The 17709-nt window shown below is 70.9% G+C and carries 18 protein-coding genes; 5 read left to right on the forward strand and 13 right to left on the reverse strand.

Going from position 1 to position 17709, the window contains the following annotated elements:
- Window positions 1-7: 7 nt before the first annotated feature.
- The 8 genes from egtD to ACYVOK_RS26215 form a co-directional block, all read right to left on the reverse strand.
- On the reverse strand, window positions 8-973 hold the full coding sequence (gene egtD, locus ACYVOK_RS26180) for an L-histidine N(alpha)-methyltransferase (protein WP_460665195.1): 966 nt from the start codon (window positions 971-973) through the stop codon (window positions 8-10).
- Window positions 970-1713: an ergothioneine biosynthesis protein EgtC gene (egtC, locus tag ACYVOK_RS26185; RefSeq protein WP_460665196.1), complete on the reverse strand. Its 744-nt coding sequence runs from the start codon at window positions 1711-1713 to the stop codon at window positions 970-972. Before egtC ends, egtD begins: the two co-directional genes overlap by 4 nt.
- Window positions 1713-3050, reverse strand: coding sequence for an ergothioneine biosynthesis protein EgtB (gene egtB, locus ACYVOK_RS26190; RefSeq protein ID WP_460665197.1), 1338 nt, complete (start codon window positions 3048-3050; stop codon window positions 1713-1715). The genes egtC and egtB overlap by 1 nt, the downstream gene beginning before the upstream one ends.
- Window positions 3047-4273 carry a glutamate-cysteine ligase family protein gene (locus ACYVOK_RS26195; RefSeq protein WP_460665198.1) on the reverse strand — a complete coding sequence of 409 codons (1227 nt, stop codon included), beginning with the start codon at window positions 4271-4273 and terminating at the stop codon, window positions 3047-3049. Before ACYVOK_RS26195 ends, egtB begins: the two co-directional genes overlap by 4 nt.
- A 125-nt stretch (window positions 4274-4398) precedes the next feature.
- Window positions 4399-5058: a (2Fe-2S)-binding protein gene (locus ACYVOK_RS26200; RefSeq protein WP_460665199.1), complete on the reverse strand. Its 660-nt coding sequence runs from the start codon at window positions 5056-5058 to the stop codon at window positions 4399-4401.
- Window positions 5055-5828: an ABC transporter ATP-binding protein gene (locus ACYVOK_RS26205; RefSeq protein WP_460665200.1), complete on the reverse strand. Its 774-nt coding sequence runs from the start codon at window positions 5826-5828 to the stop codon at window positions 5055-5057. Before ACYVOK_RS26205 ends, ACYVOK_RS26200 begins: the two co-directional genes overlap by 4 nt.
- Window positions 5829-5831: 3 nt before the next feature.
- Entirely contained in the window at window positions 5832-6860 is a 1029-nt protein-coding gene (locus ACYVOK_RS26210) for a FecCD family ABC transporter permease (protein ID WP_460665201.1), read from the reverse strand.
- On the reverse strand, window positions 6857-7885 hold the full coding sequence (locus ACYVOK_RS26215; protein WP_460665202.1) for a FecCD family ABC transporter permease: 1029 nt from the start codon (window positions 7883-7885) through the stop codon (window positions 6857-6859). Before ACYVOK_RS26215 ends, ACYVOK_RS26210 begins: the two co-directional genes overlap by 4 nt.
- 75 nt (window positions 7886-7960) lie before the next feature.
- Between ACYVOK_RS26215 and ACYVOK_RS26220 the strand changes: the two genes are divergently transcribed.
- Window positions 7961-8950, forward strand: a complete 990-nt coding sequence (locus tag ACYVOK_RS26220) for an ABC transporter substrate-binding protein (protein ID WP_460665203.1) — start codon at window positions 7961-7963, stop codon at window positions 8948-8950.
- 50 nt (window positions 8951-9000) lie between these two features.
- Window positions 9001-9639, forward strand: a complete 639-nt coding sequence (locus tag ACYVOK_RS26225; RefSeq protein WP_460665204.1) for a hypothetical protein — start codon at window positions 9001-9003, stop codon at window positions 9637-9639.
- Here the strand turns inward: ACYVOK_RS26225 and ACYVOK_RS26230 are convergent.
- Genes ACYVOK_RS26230 through folP form a run of 3 tightly spaced genes read right to left on the reverse strand, consistent with a single transcriptional unit; the run spans window position 9632 to window position 11915 of the window.
- Window positions 9632-10312, reverse strand: coding sequence for a class III extradiol dioxygenase subunit B-like domain-containing protein (locus tag ACYVOK_RS26230; protein ID WP_460665205.1), 681 nt, complete (start codon window positions 10310-10312; stop codon window positions 9632-9634). The genes ACYVOK_RS26225 and ACYVOK_RS26230 overlap by 8 nt on opposite strands.
- Before the next feature lie 2 nt (window positions 10313-10314).
- Window positions 10315-11040: a pyrimidine reductase family protein gene (locus tag ACYVOK_RS26235; protein ID WP_460665206.1), complete on the reverse strand. Its 726-nt coding sequence runs from the start codon at window positions 11038-11040 to the stop codon at window positions 10315-10317.
- Entirely contained in the window at window positions 11040-11915 is an 876-nt protein-coding gene (gene folP, locus ACYVOK_RS26240; protein WP_460665207.1) for a dihydropteroate synthase, read from the reverse strand. Before folP ends, ACYVOK_RS26235 begins: the two co-directional genes overlap by 1 nt.
- Before the next feature lie 107 nt (window positions 11916-12022).
- On the opposite strand from folP, the gene ACYVOK_RS26245 reads away from it, so the two are divergent.
- From ACYVOK_RS26245 to ACYVOK_RS26255, 3 genes are read left to right on the forward strand one after another with little or no spacing between them, the layout of a single operon-like run.
- Entirely contained in the window at window positions 12023-13339 is a 1317-nt protein-coding gene (locus tag ACYVOK_RS26245) for an L-fuconate dehydratase (protein ID WP_460665208.1), read from the forward strand.
- Complete coding sequence (locus ACYVOK_RS26250) at window positions 13336-14088, forward strand: SDR family NAD(P)-dependent oxidoreductase (RefSeq protein ID WP_460665209.1); 753 nt, start codon at window positions 13336-13338, stop codon at window positions 14086-14088. Before ACYVOK_RS26245 ends, ACYVOK_RS26250 begins: the two co-directional genes overlap by 4 nt.
- Entirely contained in the window at window positions 14085-15050 is a 966-nt protein-coding gene (locus ACYVOK_RS26255; RefSeq protein ID WP_460665210.1) for an aldo/keto reductase, read from the forward strand. The genes ACYVOK_RS26250 and ACYVOK_RS26255 overlap by 4 nt, the downstream gene beginning before the upstream one ends.
- Window positions 15051-15075: 25 nt before the next feature.
- On the opposite strand, the gene ACYVOK_RS26260 is transcribed toward ACYVOK_RS26255, so the two are convergent.
- Together ACYVOK_RS26260 and ACYVOK_RS26265 are read right to left on the reverse strand one after the other, a co-directional pair.
- Window positions 15076-16611, reverse strand: coding sequence for a PucR family transcriptional regulator (locus ACYVOK_RS26260; protein WP_460665211.1), 1536 nt, complete (start codon window positions 16609-16611; stop codon window positions 15076-15078).
- Window positions 16608-17684, reverse strand: a complete 1077-nt coding sequence (locus tag ACYVOK_RS26265) for a DUF917 domain-containing protein (RefSeq protein WP_460665212.1) — start codon at window positions 17682-17684, stop codon at window positions 16608-16610. Before ACYVOK_RS26265 ends, ACYVOK_RS26260 begins: the two co-directional genes overlap by 4 nt.
- Window positions 17685-17709: the final 25 nt, after the last annotated feature.

The raw sequence follows: 17709 nt of genomic DNA on the forward strand, positions 1-17709 counted from the left end.
CTCCGGGTCAGGTGGCTTGCCAGAGGGATAGGGCGAAGCGGGCTTTTGTGTCTGTCCACCAGGTGGTGGGGGTGAAGGCGGCCTTGGTGAGTTCGGCTTCGACGCCGTGGCGGTGGAACTTGGCGGAGATCTCGGTGCTCAGTTCCTCGCCTTCGGCGAACTCGACATCGAGGTGGATCTCCGGGATGAGGACCCGCATGGCGCGGTCGGCGCGCAGGTGCATCTCGATCCACTCGTTGTCCGGGTCCCAGATCGCCACGTGACTGAACGCGTCGACGTCGAAGTCCGCACCGAGTTGGCGGTTGATGACCCGGAGCACGTTGCGGTTGAACTCCGCGGTGACCCCGGCGCTGTCGTCGTACGCGGCGACCAGCGTCGCGGGGTCCTTGACCAGGTCGGTGCCGAGCAGGAACCACTCGCCCGGCTCCAGGACCTCGCGGACCGACGCGTAGAACGCCGCGCGCTCGGCCGGCAGCAGGTTCCCGATGGTGCCGCCGAGGAACGCGACCACCCGCGGCGCCTCCCCGGGCAGCTTGTCGAGGTGTGCGGTGAAGTCGCCGACGACACCGTGAACCTCGAGCCCCGGGTAGTCGGCGGTGATCGCATCCGCCGCCTCGCGCAACGCGGACTCCGACACGTCCAGCGGTACGAACGTCGTCAGCGTCCCGTGGTCGCGCAGCCCGTCGAGCAGCAACCGGGTCTTCTCCGACGACCCGGAACCGAGCTCGACCAGCGTGTGCGCCTTGGTGATCGCCGCGATGTCCCCCGCCCGGGTCCGCAGGATCTCCCGCTCGGCGCGGGTCGGGTAGTACTCCGGCAGGCGGGTGATCTGCTCGAAGAGTTCGCTGCCGCGAGCGTCGTAGAACCACTTCGGCGGCAACCACTTCGGATCGGCGGTCAGCCCGGCCCGGACGTCCTCCCGCAGCGCACGGGCGGAGTAGTCCGGGGTCAGATGTACGTCGATCTGGGTCACTGGGGTCCTTTCATCGAGGTGATCCGCAACGTCGTGGCGGTGGCCACGAGCAGCGAGTACTCCGGTACTTCGTCCCAGCCGCCGTCACCGAACGGCTCGGAGGCGACCGTGGTGGAGTCGCCGGTGTGACGGACCCAGAGCGAATGCGTCCAGGTCGTGCCGACAATCTGGTGGCCGTCCGTCAGCAGCACGTTCAGCCGGGAGCCGGGCGCCGTCGACTCGACCTCCTGCAGGACGTCGGCGACCGCGTCCGGGGCATCCACGTCCTCGCGCAGGCGATGTGCGATCAGCGTCCACAGGAAGGCCGAGTCCACAGGTGCGTCGAGTTGGAGAAGGTGAGAGACCGGGAGCCGCTCGGCCAGTTTCAGCGTCGACTCGGGCCACCCCGGGATCCGTCCGTTGTGGCTGAACAACCAGTTCCCGGACTTGAACGGCGCGACGGCCGCCTCGCCGTACGGCATGCCGACGGTCCCGTTGCGCACCGCGGCCAGCACAGCCCCCGAGCGAATCGACCCGGCCAGGTCCACCAGGTTCTGATCCGTCCAGATCGGCACGTCCCGCCGGTACCGCACCGGGCCGCCGTCGCCGTACCAGGCCAGGCCGAAGCCGTCAGCATTGACCGTACCGCCGCCGCGCATGTCGTGCGGAGCCCAGCTCTGTTCGTAGAGGGAGTGCGCGGGCTCGAGGACCAGTGAGGCCAACGTGACCGGCGGGCCCAGGTAGGCCAGGTGTCGGCACATCAGCTGTGCAGCTCCTCGGGCCGTGGGTCGCGGGCGCACCGGAAGCCGGCGAAGATCTGCCGCCGGATCGGGTAGTCCCAGTTCCGGAAGGTGCCTCGGGCAACGACCTCGTCGGTGCCGAACGAGCCGCCGCGCAGCACCTTGTAGTCGGTGCCGAAGAAGACCAGCGAGTACTCGTCGTACGGGAACGCGCGGAACCCCGGGTACGGCCGGAAGTCGCTCGACGTCCATTCCCAGACCTCGCCGATCAACTGCTCGACCCCGAGCGGCGACGCGCCCGCCGGATACGCCCCGACCGGAGCCGGGCCGAGGTGCCGTTGACCCAGGTTCGCGTGCTGCGGACCCGGATTCTCGTCACCCCACGGGAAGCGCCGGGTCCGCCCGCTCGCCGGATCGAACCGCGCCGCGAACTCCCACTCCGCCTCGGTCGGCAGCCGCTTCCCGGCCCACTTCGCGTACGCCTCGGCCTCGTAGAAGCAGACGTGCATCACCGGCTCGTCCAGCGGCAACCGCTCCCGGTGCCCGAACCGGACCCGCCACCACTCGCCGTCCGCGAGCTCCCAGAACCGCGGCGCGACCAGCGACGCCTTCCGCACGTGCGCCCAGCCGTCCTCGGACCACCACCGCGGATCGTCGTACCCGCCACCGAGCACGAACCGGAGGTAGTCCCCGTTCGTCACCGGCGCGGTGTCGATCACGTACGGCGCGACGCGTACGGCGTGCGCGGGCCGCTCGTTGTCCAGCGCCCACGGCTCGACCGACGTACCCATCTCGAAGAGCCCGCCCGGCACGAACACCTCGGGCGCAGGCAACCGCCGGCCGGCAGGCGGCGCCGGAGCGTCGAGCACCGGTACGCCGACGCGCAGCTGATGTGTCGCCAGCATGGTTTCGTCGTGCTGCTGCTCGTGCTGAGCGATCATCCCGAACGCGAACGCATTGTCGACCAGCTCACGCCCGCCGTCGAAGGTCACGTGGTCGAGCACGTCGAGCACCTTGTCGCGCACCTCACCAACGTACGCACGAGTCTCCGCCGGGCCGAGCAGCGGAAGCGTCGGCCGCTCCGCCCGGGGATGCTGGAACGCGTCGTACAACTCGTCGATGTCCTGTCGGACCGGCTCGCGGCCGCCGACGTCGCGGACCAGCCAGAGCTCCTCCTGATTGCCGACGTGGGCGTAGTCCCAGATCAGCGGGGACATCAGCTTGGAGTGCTGTTTGACCAGGTCGTCGGTGTCGACCGCGTCGGCCAACTGGACGGTCCGGGCCCGCGACCGCTCGAGCTGCTCGGCGACGTACGCGCGCAGGCCTTCGGCGGACAGGTCGGACAACTGGTGAATCATGAGGCTCGCCTTCCATGGGTGTCGTCGACGATGCGATGCAGCCGGGTCGCGACCTGATCGCTGAGTTCGGGGTGTACGCCGGTCCGGTCCAGCAGGCCGGCGCCCAGCTCGACCACGGCCCGCGCGGCCTCGAGCACGAGCTTGTCCTCGAGTCCTTCGCGTGCGGCCGCGAACCAGCGCCCGGCCGCGGGCTCGGCCGCGGCGAGCACCTGGTCGATGGGCACCGCGCCGGACATCAGCGCGGTGAGCAGCAGAGTCGGGGTGATCCACGCGTCGCCGGTCTGCGCGTCGAGGTATCGCACCTCGAGATAGCCGCGCGGCCGCACCGGCGGGAACAGCGTGGAGAGGTGGTATTCCAGGTCGTCGTACGTCGGTCTGTCGCCGGGCATCTCGCCGTCCGCCCAGGCGCCGAACGTCAGTCCGGCCGGGGCCTCCCAGCTGTCGCCGCGGCGGAAGCACAGGACCGGCGCTTCCATCGCCATCCGCGCCCACGCGGCGGCCGGATCGCCGTCGAGCGGCGGCGGCTCGGTGAACGGGGCGCAGGTGCCGAACGTCGCCTCGGTCCGTGCGGACGCCCAGCCGGTGTCGGCACCGGCGCGGCGCCGGGAGTTGGCGAACAGTGCGACGAGCGCGGGGCCGAGGTCGTGCAGGGCGCGCCAGCGGAGAGCGGTCTGATCCACTTCACCGGCGTCGAGGCAGATCTGCAGGCCGGCCGTACTGCACATCATCCGTGGACCGTGCGGGCCGAGGCGCTGGAATGCGGCCTCCATCGCGGCGTAGCGGGGAACGGTCAGGATGCGGCGGGGTGGGCGGAACGCGTCGAGGCCGTGGTCGCCCGGGACGAGGCCCGCGTCGAGCAGAAGGGACGTCAGTTCGGCCGCGTCGGCGGCGGTGTCCTCGATGAGCCGGGGAATCGACTCCGAGGCGGGGCCGGAGATCTCCACCTGGCCACCCGGCTCCACCGTGACCAGTGCACCCCGGCCGAGCGGCAGCTGCGGGCTGCCCCGGACCAGGGTGGCGGGCGCATGGGCGCCCAGGGCCTTGCTCAGTCGATCGGGATCGAGGGGGCGGCGCGGATCCTCCGCGTGATGCACGGTCCACTCCAGCTCGACACCGTGCAGTCGGGGAGGACCGTGCTTGAAACACACCATCGCGACGAACCCCTCCGCATCGGCCCGCGAGCCGATCGGAGTCATCGCCGAAGCACCACCGGACGAGGTCATGGTCGCGAACCTAGCTCCGGTCCTTCGGCCGGACAACCGACGCAGGGTTACCCGTCGATGACGCACTACCTGTTGGAAAAGTCATGCGAGCCATCGTCCCCGGCCCCACCGACAGTTTTTGGAGGTCAGCGAAAACGAGGGCAGGTGGAGCAGGCGTTGACGTTGGGGAGCGCGTAGAGATAGCAGCACGACGTGCGAAGTTTCTGGTCCAGCGAGACGTCGAACGCGGTCGCGGCCTGTTCGGCGTACGGCGCCGTCTCAGGCAGGCGGATGGCCTGCCGAACCTCGTCCTCCACCGCGCCGAAGCGCTGCAGGGAACCGATCTTCACACCTGGGCGGTAGGAGTCCAGGAAGGCCGTCGTGTGTCTGTCCAGCTGGGCAGCAGCCTCAGCGACTGTGACGACCCGCTCGGTGAGTAGAGCGACCTCGACCGGGTAATGCGCGGTCGGATGGCGCCGGAAGGCCAGAGAGCCCGGCGATACATCCGGCGACATGCCGGTCACAGCGGACGTCACTCCCGCCACCAGCGACGGCACTTGGACGTACCACATCAGTATGAACATCGCAGCGACCTGCACTGGCGGCTCGATCGCGTACTCACGCCCGTAGTCGTCCTGCAAGGCCTTCCGCCACCCGTACGTCGGGTCACCGCCGGCCTGCTGTTCCGCGAGCAGCTCCGCGCACGACACCCACTCCGGTCCAGGCACGGAGTCCGTCGTACGCACGGACAACCAGGTGACGGAGTCGGCCAGGATGTCCGCGAGCCTGCTCACGGAGTACGTCACCCAGCCAGCCTACGATCGGGTACGACGACTGGCGCGCCTCCGACCTCCACCACGGTGGCCTGCAGCCCGAACACGTCGTCCAGCAGCGCCTCGGTCAGTATGTCGACGGGCCGGCCCTGCGCGGCGATCCTGCCGTCGCCCATCACCACCAGGTGGTCGGCGTACTGGGCGGCGAGGGTGAGGTCGTGCAGCACCGTCACCACCGTCCGACCGGCCCTGGCAGCGGCGTGGACCACGTTCATCACGTCCACCGCGTGAGCGAGGTCCAGGTACGTCGTGGGCTCGTCGAGCAGCAGGTGCGGCGTACCCTGCGCAAGCACCATTGCGATCCACACCCGCTGCCGCTGACCACCGGACAGCTGGTCAACCGGTCGCTCACGCAGTTCGGTCAGCTCGACCGCCGCCAGGGCGTCGTCGATCGCGGCGTCGTCCTCAGCCGTCAGCCGTCCGAACAGCCCACGGTGCGGGTGCCGACCGCGCGACACCAACTCAGCGGCCGTGATTCCCTCCGGTGTGACCGGGCCCTGCGGCAGTACGCCCAGCTGACGGGCCAGCTCACGCGCCGGCAACCGGTGGATGTCCTTGCCGTCCAGCAGCACCCGACCGCTCTGCGGAGTCAGCAGCCGGCTCATCCCACGGAGCAGAGTCGACTTCCCGGAGCCGTTCGGGCCGACCACCGCGGTCAGTTGCCCCGCCGGCACCTCCAGCGTCAACCCGGACACCACCGGCGCGTCGGCGCCGTACCCGAGGGTGATGTTCTCGACGTGCACGGTTCAGCGTCCCTTCTGCTGACGACCGATGAGATGAAGCAGGTACGGCGCTCCGGCCGCTGCCGTGATCACGCCGACAGGCAACTCGTGCGGCCCGACCTGTAACCACTGCAACCCGTTCCGCGCCACGAGATCCGCGAGAACGACGAACATCGCGCCGAGCATGGCCGTGGTCACCAGCGGCGGCCGTTCCATCCGGGCCAGCCGCTGCGCGATCTGCGGCGCGACCAGTGCGACGAACGCGATCGGCCCGGCTCCCGCGGTCGCCATCGCGGCCAGCACGGTCGCGATGATCAGCAGGGCCAGCCGGATCCGCGCCACCCGCACCCCCAGCGACGACGCGACATCGTCGCCGAGCACCAGCGCGGACAGGTCCCGGTTGAACATCATTGCCACCGGCAACAACAGCAGCACGGCCAGTCCCACCGGTACGGCGTCGCTCCAGGCGCGGGCGTTGAGTGAACCGGCCAGCCAGGCGGCGGCCCGGCCCGCGTCGTTCACGTCGCCGATCACCAGTAGCCACGCGACGAGCGAGTTCGCCGCGGCCGCGACACCGACCCCGATGAGGACGACGCGGCCGGCGTCGACCATGCCGCGCTGGATCGACAGCACACCGACGATCAGCGTCGCGACGAGTCCACCAAGCGCCGCGGCCAGCGGGATGCCCACCGTGGCCGCGACACCCGAGATGTTCCCGCCGCCGGTGCCCGCGAGCACGATCACCGCCACAGCCCCCGCGGACGCACCCGAGTTGACCCCGACGATGTCCGGACTGGCGAGCGGGTTGCGGGCCAGGGTCTGCAGCAGCGCGCCCGAGACGGCGAACGCGATCCCGACCAGCAGACCGGTCGCCACCCGGGGCAGGCGGAGTTCGAGGACGACGAGCCGCATGCCCCGACGGCCGCCGCCGAGAAGGACCTCGACCACGTCCGTCACGGGCATCTTCGTCGTACCGACGCTCAAGGAGACCAGGGCGACGGCAACCGCGAGCGCGGCGAAGACGATGCTGAGGGTGACTGTCCGCGACTTCACAGCGCCACCGCCCGGCGTCGTACGACGAGGACGAACAAGGGCGCCCCGACGATGCCGAGAACGACGCCGGCCTGGACCTCGCCGGCGCCACCGACGAGGCGACCGACCAGGTCCGCCAGGACCAGTGAGGTCGCGCCGACCAGACCGGCCGCCGGCATCAGCCAGCTGTTGCGGGCGCCGAAGATCCGCCGCGCGACGTGGCCGGCCAGCAATCCGAGGAACCCGATCGGACCGCACGCAGCGACTCCGGCCGCGGTCAGCAACCCGATCGCCGCCAGCCCGACCAGCCGCGCCCGCCGGACCGACAAACCGAGTCCCGCGGCGACATCGTCGCCGAGCGCCAGCAGGTCCAGGTCTCGAGCATTGACCACCGCGAGCAGCAGACCGACCACCGCGAACGGCAGCACCTGCGCGGCGACGTCCAGCCCGCGACCGGCCACCGAACCGACCGCCCAGAAGCGATAGCTGTCCAGCGTGTTCGCGTCGAGCAGCACGATCGCGGAGGTCGCGGCCCCGAGCAACGCGGCCACCGCGGCACCGGTCAGCGCGAGCCCGACCGGCGACGCGCCACTCCCCCGCGACGCCAGCCGCTGCACACCGAAGGTCGCGAGCAGCGCGCCCACGAGGGCGGCCCACACGGTCGACGACACCGACTCGACCAGACCGAGTTGCAACCCCAGGACGACCGCGAAGGCGGCGCCGGAGCTCACGCCGAAGATCCCCGGCTCGGCCAGCGCGTTCCTGGTGTGGCCCTGCATCAACGCCCCCGCGATGCCGAGGCAGGTCCCGATCAGTACCGCGACCACAGTGCGCGGGAACCGCAGGCTGCGAACGATCACGTCCGCGTCGGAACCGCTGTCGGCGGCCAGCGCGTGCCAGAGTGCGCCGGGCCCCAGCCACCGCGAGCCGAGCGCGAGACTCGCCGCGAAGGCCAGCACCAGCACCGCGACGAGAACGAGCAGCGCGGCGGTACGTCGTACCGGCGGTCCGGCGACCGGACGTGCGGCAGGGGCATCGGAGCGCATATGGTTAGGGTTGCCTTACTTCACTAGGTGGTGAGCCACCTTAACCTGCGACCCGTCCTGACCAGGAGAACCCCCGTGCGCCTGACCCGTCTGACCGCCCTCTTTGCTGCGACCGCCTTGTCAGCCGCGACCGCCCTGACCGCGTGCGGCAGCTCCGCCGACGACGCGGCTCCGGCCGCGGCCGGAGCCTCCGAGGGCTTCCCGCGGACCGTCGAGCACGCCATGGGCACGACCGAGATCCCGGCCAAGCCGAAGCGGGTGGTCGCGCTCGACGCGAGCTTCGTCGACGCCACACTGATCCTGGACACCCCGGTCTTCGGCTACACCGACTACCGCAGCATCAACGGGAAGCTGCCGGACTACCTCGGCGAGGACCGGACGACGTACGCCGCCGAGGCACAGCCGGTCGGCACGCTGGCCGAGCCGAACCTGGAGAAGATCGCCGCCCTCGACCCGGACCTGATCATCACCGCCAAGGTCCGGCACGAGAAGCTCTACGACCAGTTGTCCGCGATCGCGCCGACGGTGATGTCGGAGACCACCGGCCCGACCTGGAAGGACAACATCCGGCTGGAGGCGAAGGCGCTCGGCGAGGAGGAACTGGCCGAGAAGGAGATCGCGGCGTACGAGAAGGCCGCCAAGACGGTCGGTGACGCGATCAACGCCAAGGCCGGCAACCCGGCCATCTCGATCGTCCGGTTCGTCGACGGCCCGACCCGGCTGTACCAGAAGAAGAGCTTCTCCGGCATCGTGCTGAAGGACGCCGGCCTGGCCCGGCCGAAGTCGCAGGACGTCGAGGACTTCGCGCTGGAGATCAGCCCGGAGCGGATCAAGGAGGCCGACGGCGACGCGATCTTCGTCACCGTGTACGCCGACGAGAAGGGACTGAGCGCGAAGACGGCGGCCCAGTTCAAGTCCAACCCGCTGTGGAAGCCGCTGGCGCCGAAGGTGCACGAGGTCGAGGACCTGACCTGGATGACCGCGGTCGGCCTGCAGGGCGCCTGGGTCATCCTCACCGACCTCGCCAACACCTTCGGCGTCCCCGCCCCGGTCAAGGCCGCCTGAGGCGGTCGGCCAGGGGCGGTCGGCCAAGGGGCGGTCGGTAGGGTCGGAGCGTGACGGCTCTGACGCGGTGGCATGTCGGTCCGTGGACGACGCGCGGCAGCCGGCCGGGTGAGCCGCTCGAGCCAGGCCGGAAGCGGACACCGGACGAGTTGAACTTCGACGTCGTCGGCCTGGCCCGCATCCTCGGTCGGCGACTCTCCGGCCGGGAGGAACTCCAGGTCCGGCTCTGGCAGAACGAGCTTCGTCCGACGCACACGCGCATGTGCGGCGTCCACACGCTGGCGGACCCGGACAACGCCCAACTCCTGCGCGAGACGGCCGGGGAAGCCCTCGCCTGGCTGGCCGAGCGTGCGCCGGCGGGGTACGAGTTCGTCCTCACCGACGCGGTCGAACTCCGCCCGCTTCTCGACCTCGACGCGGACGTCGTCGCGGTCGAGGCCGTCATCGAGTTGGCCGGCGGCGCCCACCTCCCGGCCGCACGCCTGGCGGCGGCTCACGTACGACGCTCCTCGAAGGGCGACTGGTACGCCGGCGACGCCGTCTGCAACTGGTCAGGCCCCCACGAGACCGTGGACGCCGCCGTAGCCGCCGTACAGGCTGCTCGGGACGAACTGGTCGACCAACTCCGCGCAGCCGGCCGCGACGACCTGGCCGACACCGCCGACCGCTGGCCGCCCGTTCCTAGGTGAACACCGCGACGAGGTAGCCGACGCCGTAGGGGGCGGTGTGGTGGGTCAGGTGGCCGGTGAGCTCCGGAGCGAGGGCACCGGCGAGGACCTGCCAGGGTGCGCGCCCGGCGGCCTGCAGTTCGGCTGCCAGGTCGGGGTCGAGGGCGGCGAGTACGGCGGAATCCGCGCGGTCGAAGGCGTTGGCGACGGTGGTGTCGAAGATCTCGGCTCGCGGGTGCAAGTGGACCGGAGAGTGTTCGCTGCGGCGGGCCGAGCCGTCACCCATCACCAGCAACCCGATCCGGTCGTTGCCCTGAGCTATCTCTCGCCCGCGTCGAACGCAGGCGGCCGGAGACTCGTCCGGCGGCACCGCCAGGTAAGTGCGCGGCAGCCCGGCCGCCTTCGTCTGATCAACCAGCCAGGCACCCATCGCAAGCGACAGCGGCAACACCGCATCGCCCGTCCCCACTCGCACACCGGGTGCGCCGTATGCGCCGAAGGAACCGCCGGCCGACTCGTCGTACTCGCGCTCCGGCCCCGAGCCCACAACCAGGAGTCGCTCCGCGGCGGACAAATGGTCGATCGCGGCCAGGCAGGCCGCGCGGAGGTCGTCCAACTCGGGTGCCGCGCCGGAGGCCACCTCGGGCACCAGCAGCGGCGGATGCGGGCAGACCGCGGCGCACACGACCGGCACGCCTACGCCTCCCGCATGTAGCGGAGGAACACATACCCGTCCTCCGCCGTGATGACGGACTCGAGCTTCATCCGCCGGGTCAGCGTCGTCTGCGGGCCGGCGGTGATCCGCCCGGAGCCTGGCCCGGCCAGCAACGGCGCCAGCGTCAGGCACAGCTCGTCGACGAGATCGACGTCGGTCAGGGAACCGAGCAGGTGCGGCCCGCCCTCACACAGGATCTGGGGCATCCCGCGGTCGCTCAACTCCTTCACGACCGCCGCCAGGTCGACCTCGGCCTCGCCCAGGACCAGTACTTCGGCCACTTCGGCCAACGCCGAGCGCCGGTCCGGCGGCGATGCGGAGTGGGTGACCACGATCGGCCGCACCGCCGACTGGAAGATCGGGTTCACCGGGCTCAGCTCCAGCCGCGACGAGACGACCACGAGAGTGGGGTTCTCCGGTAGTCCGGCCCCACGGCGCCACTCCCGGCTCGTCGCCGACAGCCGCAGCGGGTTGTACCCCTCGTCCCGGATGGTCCCGGCGCCGACCATCACCACGTCGGACAGCATCCGGAGCCGGCTGAACAACCGGCTGTCCGAGTCGCTCGTCAGCGCCTTCGACTGGCCGTCGATCTCGACCGCGCCGTCCAGGCTGCTGACGAAGTTCGCGCGCAGGTGCGGCACGGACCGATCGGACGGCTCGTAGGCCGCGGCCAGTTCGGCGTCGGTGAGATCGTCCAGTCGGCGCATCAGGCAAGACTCCTTCGGGTTCCGGCGGGCTGTGCGGTGCCCCGCAGTACGGCGATCAGGTCGAGGGCCTGCCGTGCGGCGGGGACGTCGTGGACGCGGAAGACCCGGGCGCCGAGCCAGGCGGAGACAGTGAGCGCGGCCAGTGTCCCGTGGCCGCGCTGCCCCGGGGGCAGCTCCAGGGTCTCGCCGATGAAGTCCTTGTTGGACACGGCCACCAGGACCGGCCAGCCGGTGGCGGCCAGTTCGTCCAGGCGGCGGGTGAGCTCGAGCGACTGCAGGGTGTTCTTGCCGAAGTCGTGCGTCGGGTCGACGAGGATCCCGTCCGGCCGGACCCCGGCGGCGACCGCACGGTCGGCGAGGGCGGTCGTCGTACGGATGACGTCGGCGACCACGTCGTCGTACGCCATCCGGTGCGGGTCGGTGCGCGGGGACAGGCCGCCGACATGGCTGCAGACCAGCCCGGCGCCGAACTCCGCGGCGGCCGACGCGACCTCCGGGTCGGCGCCCGCCCACGTGTCGTTGATCAGGTCGGCGCCGGCCTCGGCCACCCGGCGGGCGACCCCGCTGCGGTAGGTGTCGACGCTGATCACCAGACCGGGGTGCCGGGCGCGGATGCCGGCGACGAAGTCCACGGTCCGGCGAAGCTCCTCGTCCTCGCTGACCGGCTCGCCGTACCCGGCCTTGACGCCGCCGATGTCGACCAGGTCCGCGCCGTCGGCGACCGCCCGGTCGATCGCCTCGTACGCCGCGTCGGTCGCGTACGTCGCACCGCGGTCGAAGAACGAGTCCGGGGTCCGGTTGACGATCGCCATCAGCGCGAACTCGTTCACGCCGAACGACCGGCCGCCCAGCCGCAGTACCCCGCGCTCCACCATGGGATCGACTCTAACGGTCCGGCCGAGACGCCCAGCACTGCCCAAGTTGGCACATATCCTATAGGATTCGTCGGGACAGTCCGCCCACAGCAGCAGATCGGGTCCTGATGCCACGATTCACCGAGTTAGAGACGTACGACGTCCGCTTCCCCACGTCGCTGGACCTGGACGGCTCCGACGCGATGAACACCGACCCGGACTACTCCGCGGCGTACCTGATCCTGCGCACGGACGCGCCCGACGGGCTGGAGGGCCACGGGTTCGCCTTCACCATCGGCCGCGGCAACGATGTCCAGACCGCGGCGATCGAGGCGCTCCGCGACCACGTCATCGGCCTCGACGTCGACGCGACCCTGAAGGACCTCGGCGGGTTCTGGCGATCGCTGGTGCACGACTCGCAACTGCGCTGGCTGGGCCCGGAGAAGGGCGTCATGCACATGGCGATCGGCGCGGTCGTCAACGCGGTCTGGGACCTGGCGGCCAAGCGGGCCGGCGTCCCGCTGTGGAAGCTGCTGTCCGACCTGACGCCGGAACAGATCGTCGACCTGGTCGACTTCCGCTACCTGACCGACGCGCTCACCCCCGCGGAGGCGCTGGACATCCTCCGCGCGGCCGAGCCGGGCCGCGCCGAACGCGAGGCGCTGCTGCGTGAGCGCGGCTACCCGGCGTACACGACCACGCCCGGCTGGCTCGGGTACGACGACGCGAAACTGGTCCGGCTCTGCCACGAGGCGGTGGCCGAGGGGTTCACGCAGATCAAGCTGAAGGTCGGCGCGAACCTCGACGACGACGTACGGCGGATGCGGCTGGCCCGCGCGGCGGTCGGCCCGGACATCCGGATCGCCATCGACGCCAACCAGCGCTGGGACGTCGCCGACGCGATCACGTGGGTCAAGGCGCTGGCGCCGTACGACGTCTGGTGGGTCGAGGAACCGACCAGCCCGGACGACGTGCTCGGGCACGCGGCGATCGCCCGCGGCATCGCGCCGATCCGGGTCGCGACCGGTGAACACGTGCAGAACCGGGTCGTCTTCAAGCAGTTGCTGCAGGCCGGGTCGCTGTCGGTGCTGCAACTCGACGCGGCCCGGGTCGCCGGGGTGAACGAGAACATCGCGATCCTGCTGCTGGCGGCGAAGTTCGGCGTACCGGTGTGCCCGCACGCCGGCGGGGTCGGGCTGTGCGAACTGGTGCAGCACCTGTCGATGTTCGACTACGTCGCGGTCAGCGGGGCGATCGAGGACCGCGTGATCGAGTACGTCGACCACCTGCACGAGCACTTCCTGGACCCGGTGGTGATCAAGGACGGGCACTACGTCGCACCGCTGAAACCCGGGTTCGGCGCCGAGATGGATGCTGAGACGCTGTCCGGTTTCCGGTACCCGAGTGGCAAGATCTGGACCGATCTCACCAAGGAGGGCAAGTGACCGATTTCGCCGGCCTGAAGGCCGTGGTGACCGGGGGCGCGTCGGGGATCGGACTCGGCGCCGCCTCGCTGCTGGCGTCCCGGGGCGCACAGGTGGTCGTGTTCGACCTCAAGCCTGAGGTGGCCGAGCCGCTGACCGGGATCGCCGCGGACGTCACCGACGACGGTTCGGTCCGCGACGCGGTCGCCGCGGCCGCCCTGCGACTCGGTGGCATCGACATCGTGGTGAACAACGCCGGCATCGGTGCCCAGGGCACGGTCGCGGCGAACTCCGACCAGGAGTGGCACCGCGTCCTCGACGTCAACGTGGTCGGGATCGCGCGGGTGACGCGGGCCGCGCTGCCCTACCTGCGCAAGTCCTCGGCCGCGGCGATCGTGAACACCTGCTCGATCGCGGCCACCGCCGGCATCCCGAATCGGGCGCTGTACTCGGCGAGCAAGGGCGCCGTACTGGCTCTGACGATGGCGATGGCCGCCGACCACGTCCGCGAAGGCATCCGGGTGAACTGCGTGAACCCGGGTACGGCGGACACGCCGTGGGTGGGGCGGTTGCTCGAGGTGGCCGCCGACCCGGCGGCCGAGCGTGCCGCGCTGGAGGCTCGTCAGCCGATGGGACGGTTGGTCTCGGCCGACGAAGTCGCCCATGCGATCGCCTACCTGGCCAGTCCGCTGTCGGGTTCGACGACCGGTACGGCGCTTGCCGTCGACGGCGGGATGCAGAACCTCCGGCTCCCGGCGGCCCGCTCATGAAGCTCTTCCCGGACGACCGGCGGGTCGGGCTCGGCGGTGCGCCGCTGGGGAATCTGCTCGGCGAGGTCAGCGAGGCCGACGCCGTCGCCACGGTGAACGCGGCGTGGGACGAGGGCTGGCGGTACTTCGACACCGCGCCGCACTACGGCCTCGGACTGGCCGAGGAGCGGCTCGGACTCGGTCTGCAGGGCAAGCCGCGGGACGAGTACGTGCTGTCGAGCAAGGTCGGCCGGATCATCTACACCGCCGACGACGCGGCCACCGACGACGAAGGGTTCGCGATCAGCACGAACCGCCGGCGGCGCTGGGACTTCAGCCGCGACGGGGTGCTGCGGAGCATCGAGGACTCGTTGCGGCGGATCGGCACCGACCGCCTCGACGTGGTCTTCGTGCACGACCCCGACGACCACTACGAGGAGGCCGTCGCGACCGCGTTCCCGACCCTGATCGAACTCCGCGACCAGGGCGTGGTCGGCGCCATCGGCGCCGGCATGAACCAGACCGCGATGCTGACCCGGTTCGTCCGGGAGATCGACATCGACGTGATCATGCTGGCCGGCCGCTACACCCTGATCGACCCCGACGGCCTTGACGACGTACTCCCCGCCTGTCTGGAGAACGACGTCCAGGTGGTTGCCGTCGGTGTCTTCAACTCCGGTCTGCTGTCGCAGCCCCGCCCGGCCCCCGGCGCCACCTTCAACTACGCTCCGGCCGCCGCCGAGCTGGTCGACAAGGCCAACAAACTCGCCGACCTCTGCGAGTCCCACGGCGTGACGCTGCCCGCCGCAGCCCTTGCCTTCCCACTGTTCCACCCCGCCGTCGCCGGCATCGCCGTAGGCTGCCGCACCCCCGACGAGGTCCACGCCAACGCCACCCTCACCCGCACCGAGATCCCGGCCAACCTCTGGTCCGACCTGAAATCCGCCGGCCTCCTCCGCGAAGACGCCCCGACCCCGGGGTAAGCCCCACGTCGGCAACCGCGGGCAGTCAGTCGCGGGCGGTTCGGCAGGCCAGGTGGAGGGCCAGGCGTTCGTCGGAGTTGGAGAGGTCGACGCCGAGGAGTTGCTGGATCTTGGTGATGCGGGCCGACACGGTGTTGCGGTGGATGCCCAGGACCGCGGCGGTCTCGGCGAGGGACGACTCGGTGTCCAGATAGGCGGCGAGGGTGCCGACCAGGTCGCCCGGCTGGTCCTGGATGGGCGCCAGGAGGGCCCGGGCCGCCGGCTGGAAGGTGTCGGTGCGGGTCCACGCCAGGAGAAGCTGGGCCAGGCCCAGGCGGTCCACATGGAGGAAGCGACCCGTTTCCCGGCGGCCACGGGCGAGGCCGGCCGCGTCGCCTGCCTCGGCCAGAGAGGTGGCGATGCCACTGGGACCGGGTTGGACGCGGCCTACTCCCACATAGGCGTCGACCGTCTGCACCAGGCGGCGTTGGACGCGGCGGATGGCTGCTGCTTGTTGCTGGACCTCAGTGGCGGTCGGCTCGCGTGCAGCCGTGATCCACGCGGACCAGCCGTCCCCCTGCTCGACGACGACCGCTTGCAGGCCCTCGGCGTCGAAGGCCTCGACGACATCGGTGCGGCGACCGGCCACATCCACCGGTCCGTCAGCACCGATCCGGATGCCCGTATGCCACCCGTCCAACTGCCATCCGAGGTCCACCGCTCGCCGCCGTGTCGCCTCCGACGGCTCACCGTGCAGCAACTCTCCCAGCACCGACGTCCGTTGACGAGCGTCTCGCTCCAGCTCCAACCGCCGCAACGCCAGCCGCTGCCCGACGGCAGGCGCAACCACTGTCAACACAGCAGGGACGGCGGCCACCTCAGCCGGCACCACACCAGGCAGCCGAGCCACCAACCAGCAGGCAGGACCAGCCCCAAGCACAGACACCGCAATCAACACCGCACCAGTCGGCAGGTCCACCCGGTACGGCGCAGCCCACGCAACGGGCACCGCCGGCAAGGCAGCGACCAACGCTGGACGCTCCGAAGCCTCCAACGGCTCCCCCGCCAACGTGCCGCCGTCAGACCCCGCCAGGGTCACCGGACACTCCAGTACGGCGGACGTCGTACTCAGCACCGACTCCAACTCCCCGTCGACCCGTCGCAGCGCAGTCACCGCCCGCAGGACCAATTCGGCCCGCACGCGGTCAGGCTCGGCGGTCACCCGATTGAGGTGCTCGTGCGCCGCCAAGGGATCCGGACTGCCCAGCACAGGCAGTTGCAACCGCTCGGCGAGCAACTGAGCGCCACGTCCCAAGGGCTCCACACCAGCCAGCAGCACAGCCGCAGCACCGGCGGCTGATGCACGGCTGATCAGAGCGTCGATCCGCCAGTCCGTGTGGTCCGCAGCCGGCAGCACGACGAGCAGTTCCCCAGCCATCGGTGACGGGTGACCAGCCACATCCATCAACACTCGCGAGCCCACCAGCGAGGGCCCGGGCGCCTGACCACCACCGAGTACGACGACATCGCTCCACCGCGGAGACGTCAGCATCGCCGCCAACGTCGGCGCCAGGGCGGTCACGACGCCTCCAGCAACAGCGGGTCGCAGGTGAGGCCGAAGGCCCGGGGGCCGACGTGGGTAAGACGCTCTCCGTGCCGCCACCACTCCGGCCCGGGCAGCGCCAGCACCAGCACCTCGTCACCCCTGCGCAGTGCGTCGACCGCGATCGGCTGCAGCGTCCGCCGGTCCAGCACGCAGACCAGGTCCGGCGTCGTCACGACCGGCTCGCCGTCGACCATCGCCAGGAGGTACTCGTTCTCCGTCTCGATCCGCACCACGGCACGACTCGGGTCGTCGACGACACACACGGTCCCGCGTCCGAACGCACCACCCGGGCCATGCGGCCGACCGCCGTACCTGGCGACCTCGTCCACGCGGCCGTCGCCCAGCAGCCGCCCGCCGAGCGCGTCAGCCACGTCACCAGGTGGGGCCGAGATCGGCAGGCCGGCGTGCACCCGGCCGAGTTCGAGGGCCCGCACGAGGCTGCCGTTCACCGCATCAGAGGTCGCCGCCGCCGCAGGAGTCGGTGCGAGCGCCAGCACGGCCCAGCCACCCGTATGTACGACGAAGCTGCGTACGGCGCGCTCGAGACCGGCCGGATCGATGTTGTCGACGACAACGACCTGACCACCCGGCTCGCTCAACGCACACGGCGTCAACGGCCGACCGGCCACCGCCCACGAGAACTGGTCGAGTCGCGGCAGCGCCCGGCCCATCAGGTCGGCATCGACGAACGGCAACCCGAGGTCCACTGCCGCGACCAGTCCGCTGAGGCCGTTCAGCCCACCGGCCTCCAGCGACATCAGCCCATCCACCGGATCGCCGGTCCAGCGGCTGACAGCCTGTACGGCGGCGGCGAACTCACCGCCACTCGGAAGCTTCTCGGTCAGCACGCTGGTCGCGCCGACCACACCGACCGGGCTCAGACGGCCATCGGCAACGTCCGACGCGTCCAGCAACTCCAGGTCGGCCGCCCCGAGCCGCCGCCGCAGGATTCGCCCGAAGGCCCGGCTGTCGCCGCCGCCACCCGATCCCAGCAGGGTGACGCCGACGACCAGCGCCTCCAGGTCCCGCTCCCGGATGACCGTCGTCATGCGCCGATGATGTCACCGCGAGCAC

This window comes from Kribbella swartbergensis, from assembly GCF_054784135.1.

Bases quoted from the DNA above. Each gene is read 5' to 3' on its own strand.
- egtC (WP_460665196.1), bottom strand. From the start codon at position 1,713: ATGTGCCGACACCTGGCCTACCTGGGCCCGCCGGTCACGTTGGCCTCA.
- egtB (WP_460665197.1), bottom strand. From the start codon at position 3,050: ATGATTCACCAGTTGTCCGACCTGTCCGCCGAAGGCCTGCGCGCGTAC.
- ACYVOK_RS26195 (WP_460665198.1), bottom strand. From the start codon at position 4,273: ATGACCTCGTCCGGTGGTGCTTCGGCGATGACTCCGATCGGCTCGCGG.
- ACYVOK_RS26215 (WP_460665202.1), bottom strand. From the start codon at position 7,885: ATGCGCTCCGATGCCCCTGCCGCACGTCCGGTCGCCGGACCGCCGGTA.
- ACYVOK_RS26235 (WP_460665206.1), bottom strand. From the start codon at position 11,040: ATGCGCCGACTGGACGATCTCACCGACGCCGAACTGGCCGCGGCCTAC.
- folP (WP_460665207.1), bottom strand. From the start codon at position 11,915: ATGGTGGAGCGCGGGGTACTGCGGCTGGGCGGCCGGTCGTTCGGCGTG.
- ACYVOK_RS26245 (WP_460665208.1), top strand. From the start codon at position 12,023: ATGCCACGATTCACCGAGTTAGAGACGTACGACGTCCGCTTCCCCACG.
- ACYVOK_RS26255 (WP_460665210.1), top strand. From the start codon at position 14,085: ATGAAGCTCTTCCCGGACGACCGGCGGGTCGGGCTCGGCGGTGCGCCG.
- ACYVOK_RS26265 (WP_460665212.1), bottom strand. From the start codon at position 17,684: ATGACGACGGTCATCCGGGAGCGGGACCTGGAGGCGCTGGTCGTCGGC.